This is a genomic window from Micromonospora sp. S-DT3-3-22, assembly GCF_015354745.1.
In the GTDB taxonomy this organism is placed as follows: domain Bacteria; phylum Actinomycetota; class Actinomycetes; order Mycobacteriales; family Micromonosporaceae; genus Micromonospora; species Micromonospora wenchangensis.
In genome coordinates this window covers 39,241-58,957 of sequence record NZ_JACGMO010000018.1, presented here as the reverse complement: position 1 = coordinate 58,957, position 19,717 = coordinate 39,241, and the positions used below count along the sequence as shown (strand labels likewise).

Annotated in this window: 22 protein-coding genes; 6 read left to right on the top strand and 16 right to left on the bottom strand. The window is 72.9% G+C overall.

What is annotated here, in order from left to right; translation table 11 throughout:
- Window positions 1-44 precede the first annotated feature (44 nt).
- Window positions 45-998, top strand: coding sequence for a hypothetical protein (locus H1A17_RS07890; RefSeq protein WP_194821508.1), 954 nt, complete (start codon window positions 45-47; stop codon window positions 996-998).
- Here H1A17_RS07890 and H1A17_RS07885 read toward each other — a convergent pair.
- On the bottom strand, window positions 979-1,857 hold the full coding sequence (locus H1A17_RS07885) for an NAD(P)H-binding protein (protein ID WP_194821507.1): 879 nt from the start codon (window positions 1,855-1,857) through the stop codon (window positions 979-981). The two genes, H1A17_RS07890 and H1A17_RS07885, sit on opposite strands and share 20 nt — an antisense overlap.
- Before the next feature lie 71 nt (window positions 1,858-1,928).
- On the opposite strand from H1A17_RS07885, the gene H1A17_RS07880 reads away from it, so the two are divergent.
- Both H1A17_RS07880 and H1A17_RS35295 read left to right on the top strand, forming a co-directional pair.
- A complete protein-coding gene (locus H1A17_RS07880; protein WP_228543099.1) occupies window positions 1,929-2,852 on the top strand; it encodes a LysR family transcriptional regulator in 924 nt (307 codons plus the stop codon).
- A 98-nt stretch (window positions 2,853-2,950) separates the two neighbouring features.
- Entirely contained in the window at window positions 2,951-3,835 is an 885-nt protein-coding gene (locus H1A17_RS35295; RefSeq protein ID WP_194821506.1) for a hypothetical protein, read from the top strand.
- Here the strand turns inward: H1A17_RS35295 and H1A17_RS07870 are convergent.
- The 5 genes from H1A17_RS07870 to H1A17_RS07850 form a co-directional block, all read right to left on the bottom strand.
- The gene (locus tag H1A17_RS07870; RefSeq protein WP_194821505.1) at window positions 3,772-4,032 is read right to left on the bottom strand and encodes a hypothetical protein; all 261 of its coding nucleotides are present in this window, start codon (window positions 4,030-4,032) and stop codon (window positions 3,772-3,774) included. The genes H1A17_RS35295 and H1A17_RS07870 overlap by 64 nt on opposite strands.
- 130 nt (window positions 4,033-4,162) lie before the next feature.
- The gene (locus tag H1A17_RS07865) at window positions 4,163-4,573 is read right to left on the bottom strand and encodes a hypothetical protein (RefSeq protein WP_145920551.1); all 411 of its coding nucleotides are present in this window, start codon (window positions 4,571-4,573) and stop codon (window positions 4,163-4,165) included.
- Window positions 4,574-4,732: 159 nt separating this feature from the next.
- Window positions 4,733-5,407 (bottom strand): hypothetical protein, encoded by a 675-nt coding sequence (locus tag H1A17_RS07860; RefSeq protein WP_194821504.1) that lies wholly within the window; start codon window positions 5,405-5,407, stop codon window positions 4,733-4,735.
- Between the two features lie 136 nt (window positions 5,408-5,543).
- Entirely contained in the window at window positions 5,544-6,125 is a 582-nt protein-coding gene (locus H1A17_RS07855; RefSeq protein ID WP_145920552.1) for a TetR/AcrR family transcriptional regulator, read from the bottom strand.
- Window positions 6,126-6,138: 13 nt separating this feature from the next.
- On the bottom strand, window positions 6,139-7,647 hold the full coding sequence (locus H1A17_RS07850) for an MFS transporter (RefSeq protein WP_194821503.1): 1,509 nt from the start codon (window positions 7,645-7,647) through the stop codon (window positions 6,139-6,141).
- A gap of 117 nt (window positions 7,648-7,764) precedes the next feature.
- Between H1A17_RS07850 and H1A17_RS07845 the strand changes: the two genes are divergently transcribed.
- Window positions 7,765-8,154: a nuclear transport factor 2 family protein gene (locus H1A17_RS07845; RefSeq protein ID WP_145920554.1), complete on the top strand. Its 390-nt coding sequence runs from the start codon at window positions 7,765-7,767 to the stop codon at window positions 8,152-8,154.
- Window positions 8,155-8,179: 25 nt separating this feature from the next.
- Here the strand turns inward: H1A17_RS07845 and H1A17_RS07840 are convergent, their stop codons facing one another.
- From H1A17_RS07840 to H1A17_RS07825, 4 genes are all read right to left on the bottom strand, one after another.
- Window positions 8,180-9,064, bottom strand: a complete 885-nt coding sequence (locus H1A17_RS07840; RefSeq protein WP_194821502.1) for a fructosamine kinase family protein — start codon at window positions 9,062-9,064, stop codon at window positions 8,180-8,182.
- Window positions 9,061-9,705 (bottom strand): hypothetical protein, encoded by a 645-nt coding sequence (locus H1A17_RS07835; protein WP_194821501.1) that lies wholly within the window; start codon window positions 9,703-9,705, stop codon window positions 9,061-9,063. Before H1A17_RS07835 ends, H1A17_RS07840 begins: the two co-directional genes overlap by 4 nt.
- A gap of 155 nt (window positions 9,706-9,860) precedes the next feature.
- Entirely contained in the window at window positions 9,861-11,099 is a 1,239-nt protein-coding gene (locus H1A17_RS07830; RefSeq protein ID WP_194821500.1) for a hypothetical protein, read from the bottom strand.
- A gap of 87 nt (window positions 11,100-11,186) precedes the next feature.
- On the bottom strand, window positions 11,187-11,774 hold the full coding sequence (locus H1A17_RS07825; protein WP_194821499.1) for a nucleotidyltransferase family protein: 588 nt from the start codon (window positions 11,772-11,774) through the stop codon (window positions 11,187-11,189).
- 30 nt (window positions 11,775-11,804) lie between these two features.
- On the opposite strand from H1A17_RS07825, the gene H1A17_RS07820 reads away from it, so the two are divergent.
- On the top strand, window positions 11,805-12,101 hold the full coding sequence (locus H1A17_RS07820) for a YkvA family protein (RefSeq protein WP_255541982.1): 297 nt from the start codon (window positions 11,805-11,807) through the stop codon (window positions 12,099-12,101).
- Between the two features lie 109 nt (window positions 12,102-12,210).
- Here the strand turns inward: H1A17_RS07820 and H1A17_RS07815 are convergent, their stop codons facing one another.
- The 6 genes from H1A17_RS07815 to H1A17_RS07790 form a co-directional block, all read right to left on the bottom strand.
- Window positions 12,211-13,323, bottom strand: coding sequence for a scyllo-inosamine-4-phosphate amidinotransferase (locus tag H1A17_RS07815; RefSeq protein WP_145920559.1), 1,113 nt, complete (start codon window positions 13,321-13,323; stop codon window positions 12,211-12,213).
- A gap of 2 nt (window positions 13,324-13,325) precedes the next feature.
- Window positions 13,326-13,886 (bottom strand): MaoC family dehydratase, encoded by a 561-nt coding sequence (locus H1A17_RS07810; protein ID WP_145920560.1) that lies wholly within the window; start codon window positions 13,884-13,886, stop codon window positions 13,326-13,328.
- Window positions 13,876-15,117: an aminotransferase class I/II-fold pyridoxal phosphate-dependent enzyme gene (locus H1A17_RS07805; protein WP_145920561.1), complete on the bottom strand. Its 1,242-nt coding sequence runs from the start codon at window positions 15,115-15,117 to the stop codon at window positions 13,876-13,878. Before H1A17_RS07805 ends, H1A17_RS07810 begins: the two co-directional genes overlap by 11 nt.
- Window positions 15,118-15,163: 46 nt before the next feature.
- Window positions 15,164-16,006 carry a CoA ester lyase gene (locus H1A17_RS07800; protein WP_145922906.1) on the bottom strand — a complete coding sequence of 281 codons (843 nt, stop codon included), beginning with the start codon at window positions 16,004-16,006 and terminating at the stop codon, window positions 15,164-15,166.
- Window positions 16,006-17,010, bottom strand: a complete 1,005-nt coding sequence (locus tag H1A17_RS07795; protein WP_194821518.1) for a zinc-binding dehydrogenase — start codon at window positions 17,008-17,010, stop codon at window positions 16,006-16,008. The genes H1A17_RS07800 and H1A17_RS07795 overlap by 1 nt, the downstream gene beginning before the upstream one ends.
- 100 nt (window positions 17,011-17,110) lie before the next feature.
- Window positions 17,111-18,445 (bottom strand): peptide ligase PGM1-related protein, encoded by a 1,335-nt coding sequence (locus H1A17_RS07790; RefSeq protein WP_194821517.1) that lies wholly within the window; start codon window positions 18,443-18,445, stop codon window positions 17,111-17,113.
- Between the two features lie 627 nt (window positions 18,446-19,072).
- Here H1A17_RS07790 and H1A17_RS07785 point away from each other — a divergent pair.
- Entirely contained in the window at window positions 19,073-19,648 is a 576-nt protein-coding gene (locus H1A17_RS07785) for a hypothetical protein (RefSeq protein WP_194821498.1), read from the top strand.
- Window positions 19,649-19,717: the final 69 nt, after the last annotated feature.

The following is a 19,717-nucleotide window of genomic DNA, read 5'->3' as shown; positions in this document are numbered from 1 at the left end:
GGTGCCCCGGCGGCGGGTCCGGTGCGGGTGGTTAGCATCGCCGGGTGATCGAGGAGCTGGTCAGGCAGGTGGCCGTCGACGGGGACGACGACGCGGTCGAGGAGTTGTCGCTGATCGCGGACACCGATCCGGGGCGGCTGACGCCGTACCTCGGCACACTGCTCGACCGGGACGTGGTGTGGCCGGGGAAGCTGTACCGGGCGGCGGACGCCGACGTGGTCCGTCGGGTCGTCGAACGGGTCGACGGCGGCGACGCGCCCGGGCAGCTCAACCAACTGCTTGTCGTCCTGGCGCACGTCGCCCACCCGATGGCCGAGAGCGCCCTGCGCCGCTGGTCGGCACAGCCGCCGGCCGGGGCGGACGCGCTGCACGTCGACATCCTGGACTACGCGCGTAAGGGTGGCTGGACGGTCGACCCGCAGGGGCACCGGCGGGACCTGTGCGGTGACACCGCGTACGAGTGGATCATGCGGGAGGCACCGCGCGGGCCGGCCGGGGCGCGCTGCCCGTGGTGCGCGTCGCCACTGTGGACGGCGGCGGACCTCGACCCGGCGGAGCCCGCCGTCGGTGCCGCGCTGGCGCACACCGGCTGGTCCGGCCGCCTGGTGATCGAGACGTGTCACTTCTGTTCCTGCTACACGACGCTGTACAGCCGGGTCACGCCGACCGGGGACACGGCCTGGTGGAGCGGGAACATCCGCCCGGATCACCTCGGCTCCACCGAGGCGGAGGACCCGCCCGCGTCGCTGCCGGTGACCGGTGCCTTGCGGCAGAGCCCCTACCAGGCCAGCGCGTGGGAGCAGGGCGGCTCGACGCTGGGTGGCCGGCCCGACTGGATCCAGGACGCCGACCACCCCGACTGTCCCGGGTGCCGGCAGCCGATGGACTACGTCGGTCTGGTCGGCGGCGCCGACCTGGACGAGTACGGCGAGGGCGCGTACTACCTGCACCTGCACCGGCCGTGCGGGTTCGCCGCCGTCAACTACCAGCAGAGCTGACGGCGGGCGCGAGCGTCGACGCGCACCACTGCCGGAACGTGGTTCCGCCGCCCCCGCCGGGCGCGGGCGGGTAGACGCCGGCGTCCTGCGCGCGGGCCATCTCGACCATGGCGTCGACGAACGCCGGGCTGGCTCCGGCCGCCGTGTACCGGGCGCGGTGGTCGTCGAACGTGGCCCGGTGGTAGGTGACCGGCCGGCCGAGCGTCTCGGTGATGATCTGCGCCATCTCGCGGGGCGTGTGGTCGACGGGCTGCCGGACGGGGACGCCGGCCTGGCCGGTCCAGGTGCGGTCGGTGAGCAGTGCCGTGGCCGCGTCGGCGATGTCGACCGTGGCGACGGCGGGCAGCGGCGCGTCGGGGTCGAAGGGGAGCACGAACCTGCCCCCGTCGCGGATCAGGTCGACCTGGCGCAGCAGGTTCTCCATGAAGAACGGTGGCTGCAACGAGCGGTAGGCGGCGTCGCTGGCCTCGATGGCCGAGTCCATCGCCCAGGCCGCCGCGAGCAGCCCGGAGGGGCCGGTGAAGCCGCGGCCGAGCGAGGAGACCGCGACGACCCGGGGTACGCCGTGGGCCCGGACGGCGGCCCCGATCGGGCGGGCGAAGCCGAGGTAGTGCCCGGTCACGTCCGGGGCGGTGTGGTCCGGCGGCACGAGCACGAACAGCGCCTCGGCGTCGGCCAGCGCGGTGTCGAGCACGGCGGGGTCGGCGTGGGAGCCCGCGACCACCTCGGCGTCCGCACGCAGGTGCTCGGGCAGGCGGGCGGGGTCGCGGGCGACGAGGCGCAGTGGCGTACCGGTGGCGTGCAGGTGGGCGGCCACGGCGGCACCGATGGTGCCGGTGGGTGTGGTGACGACGATCATGGCGCCCATCGTCACGCGGTGGGCGTGGTGCGGAGAAGGACCGGTTCGGGCGCGATCATTACCCTGGGGGCATGAATCCCGTGGAGTCGAGGGCGCTGCGCTACTTCGTGGCCGTCGCCGAGGAACTCAACTTCACCCGGGCGGCCCGCCGGATCGGCATCGCCGCACCGGCGCTGTCCAGGGCGGTCGCCGGGCTGGAGGCGGACCTCGGCGTACGGCTGTTCGCGCGCACCACCCGCAGCGTCGGCCTCACCGAGGTGGGCGCGCTGCTCCTGGCCGACGCGCGGGCGGCGCTGGTCGCGCTCGACGCCGCCACCCTCCGGGCCCGACGGGCGGCCGGGGTGACGGACGGCAGGCTGGTGCTCGCGGTGAAGGCCGACGTCGAGGCGGGGCTGCTGGAGGACGTACTCGCGGCGTACGCCGCCGAACCGGCGGCGGTGCCGGTCGAGGTCGTGTTCACCGGCTGGCGGGAACAGCCCCGGCTGCTGCGCGCGGGCGAGGCCGACGTGGCGATCGTCGTCGAGCCGCTCGACACCGACGGGCTGGACGTCGAGCCGCTGCTGCGGGAGCCGCAACTGCTGGCGCTGCCGGCCGGTCACCCGCTCGCCGGGTCACCCCGGCTGCGGCTGGCCGACATCGAGGCGGACCACCGGCCGGCGGTTCCCGGCGCGTACGTCTACGTACGGCACGGGGAGCAGCTGCCGCCGTTCGGGGACATGGTGCAGATGCTGCGGCAGATCGAACTCGGACGGATGGTCGCGCTGTTTCCGGCCTCGGTGGCCGCGCGCAACGCCCGGCCGCAGTTGACGTGGCGGCCGGTCGACGACGCGCCGGAGGCCGCCTTCGCGGTGGCCTGGCCGCAGCATTCGCATTCGCTGGCGGTGGCGGCGTTCGTCCGGATCGCCACCGCCGTCGCCGCCGACCGCCCGGCCGACATCGGCGCGCTCCGATCGGCCGGCGTGACCGGCCCCGAACAGGTGAGGGTTGTCCGTTAACCGGCTCAGTCAGCTGCGGGACGACGCCTCTCACCAGCTCCCACCTATTGTCGGACCGTCGTCGATCCCATCATCCGAAATGGCCGGACGGAGCAGTCGTGCCCAAGCAACAGGGATTCGTGACGGTGCCCACGATGCTGGAAAAGCAGCAGGGACCGTCGTGCTGGTTGTACGTCGTCGAGGCGCTCGCCGCCGCCCGCGCGAGCGGGACCGGGCGGACGACCCGCTATCTGAAAATCATCATGACGTCGTATCCGAGCGAGGATCAGTTGACCGAGGCGATGATCGGGAAACTGTCGTCGGCGCAACGGCGTACCGTCGCATTGCAATTGGTCGCGGACAATCTCGACCGGCTGGTCCGCCGCCTGACCGAGTGGCAGCAGGGCGAGGGCGGGCGACGGGCCGGCGGTGTGCTGACCCGGGAGCTGCTGGAGCGGTACGTCACCGCGACCGTCGGGTCGCTGCGCTCGCTCGACCATCTGACGCCCCGCGACGCGGCCGGGACGACGTACGACGTCGGCCATCTGATCGACAGCTACCGGCAGGCGCAGGCCCGGGCGGGGACGTTGGCCCGGCTCGCCGCCGCCGGGGGTCGCGACGAGGTCCACGCCCTGTTGAACAGCGAGGGCGCGATGCTCTGGTCGGCGCAGGACGCCGCCGACGCGGACGCGGCGCTGACCGCGCAGAGCTGGCCGAGCTACGGTGCCGTCCGGAAGCGGTTCAAGGAGCTGAGCCCGGCGCCCGGCCAGGTGCTGGGTCCGGGTCTCCCCGCTCGCCCAGGTGCTCGACTGATCCCCCGGGGCGGCCACCCCCGCCGGTGCCGGGCGGGGGTGGCCGCCCGCCCGGCGTACCGGACGGGTGCGGTGACCTCGCGTCGGCCCACCGGCCAGCGGCGGGCCGGCCGGTCGCCGGATGCGCCTCAGCCCGGAATCCAGGCCCGGAAGTACCAGCCGTTGTACTGGCTGTCGGGCAGGGTGCGGTAGACGCAGTTGCCGCTCACCTCGCCCCAGTAGCTGGCGTCGATGCGGTACTGCTCGCAGATGTCGTACGTGGCGAAGGCGCCGTTCCAGTCGAACGGCACGGCGGCGGCCGGGGCCGGCTGGACGGTGAAGCTGACGGCGGCCGCCGCGGTGGCGACCACCGCGAGCCGGGTGAGCCGGCGGCGCATCGACAGGGGCATGGGGGTCCTTCCGCAGGGGTGACGGGGCTGTGACCGATCGTAAATCCACAGTGGCCGATCGTTGATCCACCGTTCGGGCAGGCCCCGGGAGGCCGGCGCGGGGCGGCCGGGCCGCCCCGCGCCGGAGGTGCTAGTCGTGGACGCCGACGTGGAAGTTGAAGACCGCGCCGTTGCGGGTGAGGGCGAGGTTCCACTTCCCGCCGTTCTTCAGCACCACCGGGTTGGAGGTCGGATACCGCTGGAGGAACCAGTCCTCCAACCGCTGCGCCTCCGCGGCGGAGAGCACCCCGACCTGCCCGATCGCCGCCGCGTGGTGCGGCTCCGGGTTGCAGCCGGCGTTGAACCGGTAGCTGGAGTCGCGGTTCCACCGGCCGCTGCCGAGCATCGTGACCGTCACCGGGCCGGAGTGGTGGAACTCCAACTGCGGGACCGCGGGGTCGGCGACGACCACGTCGGGGGGCGTTTCCAGGGACGGGAACGGCACTGCCACCGTCTCGATGACGGCCTGTGATGCCCAGTTGAAATCGACCTCGAACGGCATGCCCATCCTCCTGACCGGGTGTCCCGTCCGCCGGCCTGTCGCGACGGCACGTCGACGTGAACCATCATGGGTCGGACCCGGCGTCACACGGCGGGCACTGTCCGTGCCCGGACACTGCCGACCAACCGACAGCGCCCGGCGCGGACCCGCCGGCCGCCGTCAGCAGGCGGCGCGCTGGCCGGAGTAGTGGACGCCGATCCGGCCGACCACGGTCAGGTCGGTCAGGGCGGTGCCGGCGGCCCGGCTGACGTAGCAGGAGTAGCGGTGCTGGTTGATCACCTCAAGGTGGATGTGCGCGCCGCTGTCCCCGTTGACCTGGTAGCAGCTGGAGTACCGGAACCGGCCGGTCTCGCCGAGCTTGGTCCACGGGCCGACCGAGGCACCGACGACCACACCGCCGGGCTTGTTGTTCACGTGCATCACGTCCGCCCGGCCGACGACCCCGCCGGTCGTGGTGTCCCGGGCCTCCAGCCCGATCCGGTAGCCGCCGTCGGCGAGGTTGCCGGTCGCGCAGCCCGGTCGGACGGTGACGACGGTGACCGCGACCGGGTGCCCGGCTGCGGTCTTGGTGCCGAAGGGGGAGACGACGGTGGCCCCCGGGTTGCGGTAGATGTCGACCGCCCAGTCGTTGGTGTAGCCCCAGTTGCCGAACACGATGTGGTGGCTGGCCGGCCCGGACTCGCCGAACCTGTTCCAGGTGGACGAGTCCTGGATCGGCGGGTAGACCGCGATCGGGTCGGCGGTCTCGTGCGCGGCGGCCGGGGTCGCCGGCACGGCGACGGCTCCCAGTACGAGCGTGAGTGCGCCGAGCGTACGGGCGATGCGGAACCTCATCGTGCCTCCGAAGGGTGTGCGGAGTGGAACGAAACCACCTCGCCGATCGACGAGAGTGGATGAGGATACCGTCTGTGGCGGGACGCCGGCAGGTGCCGGCACCGGGTCCGTGGTGGGTCGGCACGGGTCGCCCGGCTCAGGGGGTGAGGGTCTCCCACAGGTGCGGGTGCCGGGTCAGGTGCAGCAGCCGTTCCGCCAGTCGTCGGTGGGCGGGGGTGTGCGTCGGGGCACCCCACAGGGGCGCGGTGCTCATGCCGTCCGCCGCCGCCACCACGAGCGCCAGCACGTCGGCGGGCAGCCCGTCGGCGGCGAGGGCCGCCTCCAGCCGTTCCGCGTCGGCGCGGGCGAGTTCGGCGACCGCGGGCACCGTCATGAGCTGGGTGACCAGCGCCAGCGAGGCGCGTACGGCGGCGTCGTCGTCGGCGGGCGCGACCGACGCGCGCAGGTAGGCCCGGGTCAGCCGTCCCGGTGCGGTGTCGGCGGGGTCCAGCGCGGCGTCGATGCCGGCGTGGAAGGCGGCGAGCTGGTCGCGGGCCAGTTCCAGGATCAGTTCGTCCTTGCTGGCGAAGTGGTAGATCAGCCCGCCCTTGGACACGCCGGCGAAGCGGGCGATGTCGTCCAGCGAGGCGTGGATCCCCCGGGCGCGGACGGCGTCAGCGGCGGCGTCCAGCAGGGCACGTCGGGTGTCCTGCGGCGACCGGCCGGCTGTGCGTCCCACGGCGACACCGTACCTACGGCCGTGGTGGGCGCGGTGAGGGGATGAGCACCCAGGCCAGCACCGCCGCGCCGAGGGTCAGCGCCGCGGCGAGCGACGAGGTGACCTGGACGCCGGTGATGAACGCGTCCCGGGCACCGGCCACGGCCTGCGGCGGCAGCACCTGCAACGCCGAGCCCAGCGAGTCACGGACCCGGGCCGCGTCGGCGGCCGGCAGCCCGGCCGGCACGTTCACCACGTGCCGGTAGACCAGCGACAACAGGGAGCCGAGCACCGCGATGCCCAGCACCACGCCGAGTTCGTTGGCGGTCTCGGTGATCGCCGAGACGGAACCGGCCTTGCGCGGCGGCGCGGCCGAGATGATGGCGTCGCCGGTCAGCGTCATCGCCAGCCCGATGCCGAGACCGATGGGCACGAGCGCCAGACCGAGCCACAGGTACGGCGCGTGCGCGGCCGCCGCCACCGCGGCCAGCCCGGCGGCGGCCAGGCCCAGGCCGAGCGCGATGGCCCGGCCCCGGCCGAGCCGGGCCACGACCGACGCGATGATCACCACGACGACGATCGACGCCAGGGTCGCGGGCAACTCGGCCAGGCCCGCCTGCAACGGGCCGAACCCCCGGGCGAACTGGAGGTACTGGGAGAAGAAGAACAGCATGCCGACCAGCGCGAAGATCGCGATGACGTTGGCGACGACCGCCCCGAGGAACGCCGGGTTGCCGAACAGTTCGACGTCGAGCATGGGCTGTTCCAGCCGCCGCTGCCGCCGCACGAACAGCACGCCCGCGGTCAGGCCGACCAGTAGGCAGGACACCGTCACGCCGTCGACGCCGGCCCCGACCACGTGCTTGACCGCGTACACCAGCGGCACGACCGCCGCCATGGACAGCACCGCGGAGAGCACGTCGAAGCGGCCCGGTCGGGGGTCCCGGGACTCCGGGAGCAGCAGCAGTCCGGAGGTCACCACCAGGACCATCACCGGGACGTTGATGAGGAACACCGAGCCCCACCAGAAGTGCTCCAGCAGGAACCCGCCGACGAGTGGACCGACCGCCGACCCGGCGCCGAAGGCCGTGGACCAGATGGCGATCGCCCGGGTCCGTTCGCCGCTGTCGGTGAAGATGTTGCGGATCAGCGACAGGGTGGACGGCATCAGCGTCGCGCCGGCCACCCCGAGCAGCAGGCGGGCCCCGATCAGCGCCGGCGCGCTGGGGGCGAACGCGGCCAGCAGCGAGGCCGCGCCGAACGCCACCGAACCGATCAGCAGGACCCGCTTACGCCCGAACCGGTCGGCCAGGTTGCCCATCAGCACCAGCAGCCCCGCCAGGGTCAGCGAGTAGACGTCACCGATCCAGAGGACCTGCTCGGCGGTCGGGGCCAGGCTCGCGGTCAGCGCCGGCACCGCCAGCGAGAGCACCGTCCCGTCGACGGCGAGCAGCAGCACCGCCGCGGCCAGGACGGCCAGCGCCGCCCAGCGGCGGCGGGTGGACAGCACCGGAGCGGCGACCGGGGTCGCGGACGTGAGCACGCCGAAACTGTACCGACCAGCCGGTACAGTTCGTCAGGGTGACGTGCCGCACCCCTTGCCGCCCGCCGCAGGAGCGTCCCGGGGGTGCGGGGACCGGTCGGATGGCAGGGTGGGCACATGGACAGCGGACACGTCGACGACTGGCTCGTCGCCTACGAGCGGGCCTGGCGGACACCGGGTACGGACACCCTGGTCACGCTCTTCACCGAGGACGCCAGCTACCAGCAGGGGCCCTACCTGACCCCCGTGGTGGGCCTGCCGGCCATCGCCCGGATGTGGGAGGAACAGCGCGACGGCCCCGACGAGGTCTTCCGGATGACCAGCTCGGTCGTCGCGGTCGACGGCGACACCGCCGTGTCCCGCCACGAGGTCCACTACGGCGACCCGGTCACGCAGGAGTACCGCGACCTGTGGGTGATGCGCTTCGCCGACGACGGGCGGTGCCGGTCGTTCGAGGAATGGCCGTTCTGGCCGGACCGGCAGCCACCCGGGGTGCCGCAACCGTGACCGGGACCGCCACGCCCCGGGCCGGTCAGGCCCGCGACCGGAACGGGGCCAGGGTGGCGCGGATCGTCCCGGCGGCGCCCCAGTCGTCGTCGAACTGGGCCAGCACCGCCAGGTGCTGCCGCAGCTGGATGATCGGCATGCGGGCCCGCCAGTCGCCGTCGAGGCCGGTCAGCTCGGCATAGACGGCGAAGAACCGGCTCGACTCCGGTGGGGCCGCCGTGGTCCACAGGTGCGCCAGGTCCACCTCGGGCCACAGGTACGACACCGCCGGATCGATAAGCGCCGCCCGCCCCGCCCCGTCGGACAGCACGTTCTGCGACCACAGGTCACCGTGGGTCAGGCAGGCCGGCCGGACCGGCAGCAGCTCGGGCAGCCGGGCACACAGCCGTTCCACCGCGGTCCGGTCGGCGGCGTCGAGCGCGGCCCGGACCCTCGGCTCGGGCAGCCACCGCAGCAGGCGGTGCTCGGCGAAGAAGGCGAAGCCGTCGTCGGCCCAGGTGTTGACCTGCCGGCGACGTCCCAACCAGTTGTCCCGGTGCCAGCCGAAGCGGGGATGGACGGTGCCGGTGTGCAGGTGGGCGAGCGCGTGCGCGAACCCCTCCCAGAACGCCCCGTCGCGTGGCCTCGGCCTGAGCAGCGACAGCACGAGCAGTTCCCGGTTGGCCACGATCACGTCGGGGGTGGCCTGTCCGCCGAGTTCCCGCAGGGCCGTCAGCCCCTCGGCCTCCGCGCCGAAGGCGTCACCGTCGGGCGCTTCGGCGAAGGTCTTGACGAAGACCGGCGGCGCGTCCCGGCGGTGGGCGATCCCGGCGAGCGCGGCGAGACCACCGCTCACCGGCTCGACGGCGACGACGTCACCGATCCCGGCCCGCACCAACCGTTCGGTGAGCAGTTGCGTCGCCCCGGTCACCCGCCGGTGCCCTCCTCCGCGCCGTCGTGCTGGTCGCCCTCCAGGTAGACGTGCTGGTGGCCGTGGCCGGCATCGACGTTGACCTGGTCGAGTTGGGTGGCGGCGACGGACCAGGCGGCGGCGGCCTGGTCCGCCTGCCGTTTCGCCAGTGCCGTCAGCGCGGCCCGTTGCGCGGGCGGCCCGGTGACCGCGAGGAGGTACGACTCGACGGCCAGCGACGTCTGCTCCACGGCGCCGCGCAGGCCGCCGCGCGCCACATTGGTCGCCGTGGTGCCCGACGGCGGGTTGGCGAACGGCTCCGCCGCCCGCCGCAGGGTCTGCTGCCACTCGCGTGCCTGGCGCGCGTCGGCCGCCGGCTCGGCCCGCAGGGCGTCGAGCACGGGGGCGATCTCCTCGCGGAGGCGTCGGGCGGTGGCCGTCAGCTCGGTGATCTGCTGGGTGTCCCGCTTCGCCTCGGCCCGACGCAGGTCGGCGACGGTCGACTCGGTGGCGTCCGGTCGACCGACCGCGTACCCGATGCCGCCGCCGACGAGGGCGACGACGAGCCCGATCGCGGCGACGACGGCGAGCCGGGACAGACGGCGACGGCGGGGTGGCGACGCGGACAGCAGATACGAGGGCCTACCGGTACGACGCGACACGTCATCTCCCTGCTCGACGGAGCCTGGTCGCAGCATAGTGCCGCCCCGGCAGCCGACGGGTAGGGCGAATGTCGCGGGCGTCGACCGTTCGTGCCGGTCGGCCCCGCCCGGGTCCCCGGCGCGTCAACCGATCTGCCGCCGCCGAGGCGCTGCGGTCACCGCAGCGCCACCACGGCGTCGGTGTGCCCGTGGCGGCGCAGCACGGTCCCCGGTGCCGGGTCGTGGCGCAGCAGCGTGTGCCGGACGAGTTCGGTGCCGGCGGCGAGATCGTCGAAGACCGCGATGTCCAGGCTGACCGCGTGGGTGACGTAGCCGCCGGAGGCGTCCCTGCGCATGCTGCTGCCGCTCTGCCGGGCGTGGCCCAGGCCCCGGTCGCGCAGTGCCCGGTCGAGGTCGCGGGTCACGGTGGTGGCGTACCCACGCGGATCCGGCCGTCCGCCGATCTCCAGGTGCAGGCTCAGCCGGTAGCGGCGGGCCCCGCGCAGGGCGCTCGGACCGAACCACCGTGCGACGAGGGCACCCTGCGCCGCGCCGGTGACCGTTTCGAGGATCCAGCAGACCACGGCGGGGTGCACGGGTTCGGCGAGTCCACGCAGGACCACCGGATGCCCGCCACCGGCGGCGGCGAGCGTCCGGCCGGCCAGCGCGGCCAGGCCCAGGTCGCGGTCGGCGACGGCACGAGCCGGCAGGTCACCGAGAGTCTCCCGCGCCGGCCCGGGTACGGCGTCGGCGACGGTACGCCCGGCGGCGGCGAGCAGCTCCCGCCACGCGTCGAACGGGAACTCCGACCGCGGGCCGCGCAGGCTGTAGAGCATGAAGTCGCCGGCCTGGTCCTCGTCCTGCTCGACGGTCCAGTTCCCGGCGTCGTCGCGCCGCCAGGTGACGCCCCTGCCACGCCCGTCGCACCGGTACAGCCAGGAGCGGACCGTCGGCCGGTAGCCGGCGTCGGCGGGGCCGGTCCCGAAGGCGGCGGCCAGCAACGGGGTGACCGCGTCGATGTCGTCGTGCTCGCCGAGCAGCACGAACCGGCCGGCCAGCGCCAGCAACGGGCCGGGATGCGGCAGGTCCGGGTCCCGCAACGCGACGGCCCGCGCGATCAGGTCCAGTTCGTCCCAGCGCAGGGCGTGCGGGAAGGGGTGCGCGTCGTCGTCCCAGCCCAGCGGCAGCGGCTCGGTCACGCCGGGCGGGCACACACCGAGGTTCACCATGCCGAGATCGATGTCGATCTCCAGGACGAGCGTGTGGCCGCCGCCGACGTCGGCCGTCACCGTCCACCCGGGATGGTCCGCCCAGCGCTCGTCGTCGTCATCACCGTCGTCGCCGTCGGGGCGGTCGTAGGCCGACCAGAACGAGGGGTCTTTCAGCAGGTCACGCAGGTCCGCGACGAGAGGCACGCCGGGCATCGTACCCAGTCGCCCCGGCACACCACCGGGTGCAGGGTCCACGACGGCGAGGGCGGGACAGGGGACCTCCACACCCGGTCACCGGTCACCGGCGGCCGGGTCGACCACCCGTACGCCGGGCCAGCGTGCCGCCGGGCGGTGACGGGCGAGCCGACGTCGGGACACCTGCGGGCCGGCCCGGGTCGGGTTGTGCCGCCACACCCCGTCGAGCAGGTCGTCCAGGCCGTACGGCGCGCAGACCGCGATCCGGTCGTCGGCGTGCCGGCGTACCGCGACGGCGGTGGCGTACTCGGGCCAGGTGGCGACCGCCTCGGCGATCGTCCGCAGCGGGGCCACCGCGTCACCGCCGAACTTCGCCGGGTACCAGGTGTGCACGGCGGCCTGGTTCTTCGCCTCCCACGGCGGCTGCGGCCAGGCCGTCACCAGTCGCGCGGTGGCCCGGTCGTCGTTGGCGCGGGTCAGGTCCGTCGGGTCGAGGAAGACCACGTCGACGTCCCGTACCGACGACGGGTCGAAGCCGTCGCCGTACCGTTCGCCCCAGACGAGGTCCCGCACGACCCCCGCCCCGATCCACGCGTCCGGCAGGCCGGTGTCCCGGACCACCGCCAGCGCCCGCATCAGCCACCCGTTGGCCCGGACCAGGTCCCGCAGCTCGTCCTCCCGCACCGGGCCAGCCTAGGGGCAGGCGCCGACCTGGTGCGGCGGCTGCGGCGGCTGGCCGGTGACGCCACCCTGCCGCGCGGTGTCCGGGTGCGGCCGGGCCTGCTGCTGGCCTACCTGGTGATCCCGGTCGACCTGATCCCGGATTTCGTCCCGGTGCTCGGGTACGCCGACGACGCGGTCATCGTGGTCGCGGTGCTGCGTTCGGTGGTCCGCAGGGCGGGTGTCGGGGCGGTGCGTCGGCACTGGCCGGGCACGGAGGACGGTTTCGGCGCCCTGTGCCGGCTGACCGGCGTCCGGTACGCCGGCAGCGACCGCACGGCGGGGCGGTGACGCCGGACCGATGTGCCGGCCGTCCCCCGGTGGCGCTGCCACCGCCGCCCCGACGGCCTGCCCATGTCGGCCCGTGTCCCGGGCTTGCATGGGGCAGGAGGGGTGGTGGTCAGTCCAGGTAGTTCTCGGGACCGCCGGCGCGGATGGTGTCCAGGGTGACGCAGTGGAAGCCGCCGCCGAGCAGTTGCGCGTGGCGCAGCCGGTGTGGCAGTACGGTGATTCCGCGCCGTTCGAGCGCGGCGATCAGTTCCGGTTGGTCGGCGTCGACGATCGCGTGTTCCTCGTCGACCATCAGCAGGTTCATGCTGATCCAGTGTTCGCTGAGGGTGGGCGGTCCCGCTGCGGGTCGACGCAGCGGAGGGCACCACAGCACGTCCCAGCCCCGTAGCGGGTCCGGTATCCCGTCCGGTGTGATCCGGCCCGGGTTGAGCAGCACCAGCCCGGGACGCAGCAGGGCGATCGTGCTGTCGATATGGGTATAGCCGTAGATCCCGCGTAGCGGATGGACCCGGATGTCGCCCAGCAGCCGGACGACTGATTCCAGCCAACGCAGACCGAGTTCGTTGCCGCTGCGCGACACCTGGTAGAACAGGTCGCGACCGAGGCGGAGCACGTTGGCGGCGTCGAAGACCGGCTCGCTGTCCCCCAGGTCCGGCAGGCCGTCCGGGTCGACCAGATACAGCTCGTCGGTCAGTCGTGGGCGGGGCGCGGCCAGCCAGGTGGCGCCACGCCGCAGGTAGTCCTGGAAGAGCGGACGCAGCCCGAACAGTTCGAAGTACCGGGACCGCATCGGGCTGGCGGTCTCGATGATGGTGGAGCCCACCACCAGGGTGAGGTCACGTGGGCAGTAGGAGGTGAAGCCGGCGCTGCGCCAGTGCGGCGAGGCGAATTCGACGCGGTGGTCGATGACGTCGGGTCGGTGGACGGTGACGCCCAGCCCGCGCAGGCTGGTGCACAGCACGGCCAGGTCCTCGTTGGTCTCCTCGATGACCTGCGCCGGCATCTCGCCCACCGCGATTCTGCCCAGTTCGGCCCGGGTCAATTGGGGAAAGCAGCTCAGCCATGCAGACGGGTCGTCCTGCTGCGGGAGTCGGGCGTGGGTGGCGTTCCCGACGATGATCTCGCGCAGCGCGGTGAACTCGTCCCACGAGTTGACCGCGGGCGCACCGAACGCCGTGGGGAGGGACGGGGCCGGCGTGGTGACGGTCCGTTCTGCGGTCACGGTCAGTATCCTGTCCTGTCGTCGGTGCGGGATTCCTCCGTCGGTACCAGGAAGCTGCGCTCGAAGGTGAGGACCACCTCGCCGGTGGCCTTGCGCCCGGTGGTTCGGCAGCTCACGATGCCCTCGCCCGGCCGGCTCGCGGAGAGCCGTTTGCCGGTCACCTCGCTCTCGGCGTAGAGGGTGTCGCCGACGAAGACCGGGTGGGGCAGGTGGATCCGTTCCCAGCCGAGGTTCGCGGTGGTCCGGCCGCTGGTGCTGCGGGCGGTCATCCCGCCGACGATGCTCAGGGTCACCAGGCTGGAGACCAGTGGCCGGCCCCACCGCCCCGCCGCGGCGTACGCCGCGTCGATGTGCAGTGGTGCGGCGTTCATGCTCAACATGCTCATCAGCACGTTGTCCATCTCGGTCACGGTGCGGCCGGGACGGTGCTCGATCACCGTGCCGACGACGATCTCGTCGTAGTAGAAGCCGACCTGCTCGCGGTAACGGTTCTCCCCCACCATCCGGAAGCCGGTCGGGCCGGTGCGGTCCGTCTCCGGCCGCCCCTGCGGGTCAGGCCGCATCGGTCAGCTCCCGCACATGGCCGGCGAAGGTGGCCAGGACCTCCCGGTCGATATCCGCACGGATCATGATCCGCAGCCCGGCCTGTCCCTGCGGCACGATCGGAAAGAACACCGCAGAGCTGTAGAAGCCGCGCCGGTACAGCTCGGCGGAGAGCTGAACCGCGCGGTCGGCGTCGCCGACGGTGATGCGGCGTACGGGTAGGCCGTTGCCGGCGAACGGGGTGGGCAGCAGTTCGTCGAAGTAGGCGACGTTCTCGTGCAGCCGACGCTGCAACCGGCCCAGCTCCGGTGAACGGTGGATGGCGGCGCTCGCCAGCGAGGCTCCTACCAGGGGCAGGGCCACGTTCTGCGACCAGCCCACCGGTCCGGCGTGCCGGGCCAGGAAGTCGTGCATCGCCGGATCGCCGAGCATCGCCACACCGCCGCCGGTGCCAAAGCCCTTGCCCAGGCTGGTGACGATAACGGTGAGCGGGTTCATGGTCAGACGGGACCGCACGAATCCCTCCCCACGCTCACCCATGAGCGACAACGAGTGCGAGTCGTCGATGAACAGGAACAGTCCGTACCGGTCCTGGAGTTCCAGCAGGCCGTCCAGGGCGGCGGCGCCCCCCATCGAGTAGGCGCCGTCGGCGACGTAGGCCACCCGGGGGTAGCGTCGGCAGACGTCCTCCAGATAGTCGAGGTCGTTGTGGTCACAGGTGAGGACCAGGCTCTCCTCGGCGCAGATCGGCTTGACGTACGACATGCAGAAGTGGCAGAAGCGGTCGAAGACCATCACCCGGGGACCGCCGGACGCGAGGTGCCCGGAGGCGACCAGGGGCAGGATGCCGGCGGTGAGCGCGCTACAGGTGGTGCCCGGGATCACCCGGGCGCCGAAGAGATCGCCCAGTTCCTCCTCCAGCCGGGTCAGCAACTGGTGCCGGATACGGGTGGTGGAGGTGACCAGCCAGGTGGCACCCGCCTCACGCAGCGCCGATATCGCGCCCTCGATCACCGCTGGGTGGTGGTTGAGCCCCAGGTACGCGCAGGAACACATGTTGACGAATTCGTGGCCGGTCGCCCCGTCGACGAGCCGGTTGTTCGCGTCGCCTGAGGGTGTGTCGACGCTGATCCCGGTCAGGCCGTGGTCGGCCGCCGCCTGCCAGACCGGGTCGGCGGTGCGGATCATCTTCTCGGCGTTGCGGTAGCGGTGCGGTCCGACGACGCTCTGATGCTCTTCGGTGCTCGTCACTTGCCTCTCCCTGCCGATGGGCTGACGGCTGCTGTCGGAACGACGGTCAGCCGGACGGATCGAACTCGTCGAGCAGGCGCTGGGACGCCTCGAAGAAGGGCCGCCCGACCATCACCCCGTCGACGGTGGTGATGCCCTGGCCGCTGCGCTGCCCAGCGGCCACCACCCGGCGCGCCGCCTCCAGCGACTCCGCGTCCGGGGAGAAGACCTCGTTGATGACGCCCACCTGGCCCGGATGCAGGGCGATCTTGCCGCTGAACCCGAGTTCCTGGGCCAGGACAGCCTCCTGCCGCAGCGCGGATAGATCCTGGAGGTGGAAGGTCGGCGAGTCGATCGCCTCGACCCCGGCGGCCCGGGCGGCGTTCACCAGCCGGCTACGGGCCTGCACCAGCGGTCCCCAGCGCAGCGGGATGCCGAGGGCGGACGCGTAGTCCGCCGACCCGAAGATCAAGGCCCGGGGGCGGGGGGACGCCCCCGCGATGGCCACGGCGTTCTCCACCCCGCGCGGCGTCTCGATGACTACGCAGAGGTCGAGGTCCGGGCGGACCGGGCGGAGCAGGCGCGCCACGATCTCGACGTCGCGCGGCGATTCGACCTTGGGCACCAGCACGATGGGCGGCGGTACCGGGTAGTCGCGTAGGGCGAGCAGGTCGCGCACCCCGTCGGGATCGCTTATCACGTTGATCCGGACGGCGCACCGGCGGCCGACCGCGCTGTGGTCCGTGAAGAACGCGCTGGCCAGGGAGCGGGCTTCGGCCTTGTCCTGGGCTGGCACCGAGTCCTCCAGGTCGACCAGACAGATGTCGGCCGCCGACCGGTGGCAGTTGGCGTACCTCTCGGTCGCGGTCGCCGGGGTGCAGAGCATGGAACGGCAGTACCGGGTGAACATCACGCCTCCCGGCGTACGTCGATGAGGACCTTGCCCTTGGTCGCGCGGGTGGCGACCGCCGCGTGTGCGAGGCCGACCTCATGCAGGGCGACGGTCCGGTCCACGTGCACCGCGACTCGCTCCCGGGCCGCCAGGTCGAACAGCCGCTCGGCGATTGCGCACAACAGCGCGCGGTTGTCGACCACGTGCCGCATCCAGAAGCCGGCGCACCCGATGGACCCCTGGGCCAACTGGGCGGTGGTCACCGCGACGACTCCGGCGGGGGTCCGCGGGTCCGTGGCACCGTCGCCGTCGGGTGGCCCGGGGGCACGCCAGCCCAGACAGACCAGCCGTCCGAACGGGGCCAAGCCAGCCAGAGCGGCCCGGGCCACCGTCCCGCCGACCGAGTCGACGAACAGGTCCACGCCGGTTCCGCCGGACGCCGCCCGTAGCCGGTCGGCCAGTTCCGGATCGGCCGGGTCCAGCGCCACGTCGACGCCGAGCCGGGTGACGAACTGCCGCTTTGCCTCGGTCGACGCCAGTCCGATCACCGGCGCGGCCCCGGCTGCGATGGCGAGTTGTACCGCGAGATGCCCGACGCCCCCGGCCGCGGCGGAGACCGCCACGCTCTCGCCGGCGCGCAGCCGACCGGCCAGGGACAGTGCCCCGTAGGCGGTGACGCCCTGCTCGAACAGGCCGAGCGCCTGGGCGTCGTCGATGCCCGCCGGAACCTCCACGGTGTACGCGTCCCGGGCCGCTGCCACCTCGGCGTAGCCGCCACCCTGACGGAGCAGGGCGACCACCCGCCGGCCGTCGGCCCGTCGACGCCCGACCGCCTCCACCCCGAGCACCGTGGGCAGCGGCGGCTGCGGGGGTACGCCGGCGGCCCGCTCCAGGTCGTCGAAGTTGACCCCGGTCAGCGTGATGTCGATGAGGCTTTCCCCGGGACCGGGTGAGGGTTCGGGTATCCGCTCGACGCGCAGCGCGTCGAAGGCCCCGGGTCGGCGCAGGACCACCGCCCGCATCCGCCGGCTCATCGCGACCACCGTCGGTCGAGGCGCGGCGGCCCAGCGGGCACCGCTCCCCGGCCATCGCGGCCGGTCCGTCGCGGCGGGGTGGAGCGGGTCATGACGGCCGGTCCGAGACGAGTTCCCCGAGCCTTAGGTGCAGTTCCTGGGCTGCGGGGAGGTCGGGGGCGACGGCGCAGCAGACGACGGTGCCGTCCCCCTCGACGTCGTCGGAGGTGAGCACGATTCCGGTGCGGTTGACCGGGTCGTAGGCCAGGCCTGCCGCCGCGAGCCGTCCGACGGCAGCCGTGAACGACGGTACCGCCCACCCGTCACGTTCCAGGAAGACCCGCTTCTCCCGGGGGCCGGGGTCAACGACGCGGCCGTCGAGCACCAGGTGCAGATGGGTGGTGCCGGTCAGGCGGCAGTTGGTCTCGGTGAACAGCACCCGCCCCTGCGGGGTGAGGATGGCGTCGGCGCTGACCACTCCCCGGTAGCCGAGCACGCGGAGGGACTCGACCAGCCGTTCGGCACCGTCGAGCAACTCCGTCATGCGCTGCGCGTCGATCGTCTGCGCGGGGGACACGGTGCCGACCGCCACCGGCTCCATCAGCAGTTCACCCACCCCGATCAGTTCGGCCGGCTTGTCGGTGACGAGGAACTCGGCGTAGACGGTGGCACAGCCCTGGAGGAACTGCTCCACCACCAACCGGTGCGCGCCCGCGGCGGTGAGCCACTCCCACCGCTGCCGCACGTACGACAGCAGTGCGGGACGGTCCGGCAACACCACCACCCGGGGCGCACCGACCGGCTCGATGCCGTCGGTGCGGCTGAGGATCTCGTTGCCGATTCCGCCCCCGTTGAACTCCAGCTTGACCATCACACTGTGACCCTGGTCGAAGAGGTCGGTGATCGCCTCCAGTGCCTCCTCCTGGCGGGCGACCACCGCACCGGGGGCGATCGGCACTCCGGCACCGGCGGCCAGTGCCCGGAACACGGCCTTGCTGTTCACCAGCGCGTCGCCCCCCTGGGCGCTGAACGGATAGCCGGGCAGGGCCGTCTCGGCGACCAGCGACCGGGCGAGTCGGGCGACGGCGAGATCCTTGTAGACGGCGACGATCTCCGTCGGCGGCCGGTAGCGCAGGGCGCAGCGTAGGTCGTGCAGGAGCCGTGGATCGGCAAGCCGGTCGGGGGTGAGGAGGTCCGCGCCGAGGCTGCCGGGAGGAGGGATCACCACGCTCAGCGAGGACGCGTCGGTTCCGGTCAGCTGGGTGACGTAGGTCAGGTAGTCCGCCGGTGGGGCGAACGGCAGTACCAGCACGTCGCCGTCGCGGGCGAACCAGAGCAGGCGCTGTGCGGCACATCCGCCGACCCGGAGCTGGTCGCGGGTCAGGGCCGCCAGCTCGCCGACCATCTCCCGGGTCCGGCTGTTGCCGATGATCAACGTGGTCATGACCGTCCCATCACCGTCGGCGGTGTTCTCGGACATGGTTGCGTCCAGTCGGGAATCGACCCGACAGTCGAGTGGGCAACAGAAGACAGGCCGGGCACCGCCGTGACCTGGACACCGACGCATCGTTTGATTTCGATGCCGCCGTCAACACGCTACCGATCGTCACCAATGATCGCAACGAGTGCTGCAACAGCCACGAGACGTTCCGGACCCCGCCCGGCATTCAACCGCGGCCACCAGGGGCGACCACCCACCGGACGCCGGGGCGGGGGAAACCGGTTCCGGGGTCCTCACCTGCGGAGACGATCGGGCCGAATCCCCACTGACGCCCGTCAATGTTGCCAGAGCGACTCCAGACGTGTTGGAATGGCTCATATCGCCGCAGCACGGGGGCAACCGTGCTGAGCACGGCCAGCACGGGAGCACCGCGGTACGGGTAGCACGCCACCCTGGCGGACGCCTTCACGTCACCGCGCCGGGCCATCGCCTGACGACGGGCATCCTGCCGGGCAGGCACCTGCACCTGCCGTGCGCACCCCTGGCACGTGCCCCCGACGACCGACGCGTTCGACGCCCCGAGCCGCGGTCGGTCCGCCAGCACCAGAACCGGCGACGAGGTGAGAAGCGATGAGTTCCCCAGAGAGTTCCGCGTGGTACCGGCACCGCCTGGTGTGGGTGGCGGTGATCCTGCTGGTGGTGTCGGTCGGCACGGTCGTGCTGGCCAACCGGGGCAGCACGGGTGCGGAGCCGGCGGATCTGCCGGCGCAGATCGTGGCCCGGATGCGTACCACGCTCGAACGGGCGGACCCGGCCCAGCACCAGCATGCCGGACACGACGCCCAGCAGGGTGCCGGCGCGGAGAAGCCGCCGGTGATCTGCGGGGTCCGCGTCTACGGCTACGAGCCGGCCGGGGCCACCACGTTCGCCGACGTCCGGACGGTCTACGGCTTCCACCTGTGCGGGATCGCCGAGCAGAAGCGCCCCTGGGACGTGGCGGTCAAGCTGGCCGGCCCGCTGATCATGGACATGTCCACCGACCCCCCGGGCATCAAGGTCGTCGAGGCGACCGCGGAGGTGAGGTTCGTCGACCGGCTCCGGGAGATGTTCCCGCCCGCGTACGCGACGATGGCGCAGCAGGAGGCGCTCGGCGCGACGGAGATGGCCGACCTGCGTCGCCGCTACGACGCCGCCGCCAAGCTGTGACGCGCCGGGCGGCGTAGCGGTCGCCCCGGCCACCGGACCCGGCACCCGATCCGCGGTGGTGCCGTGTCC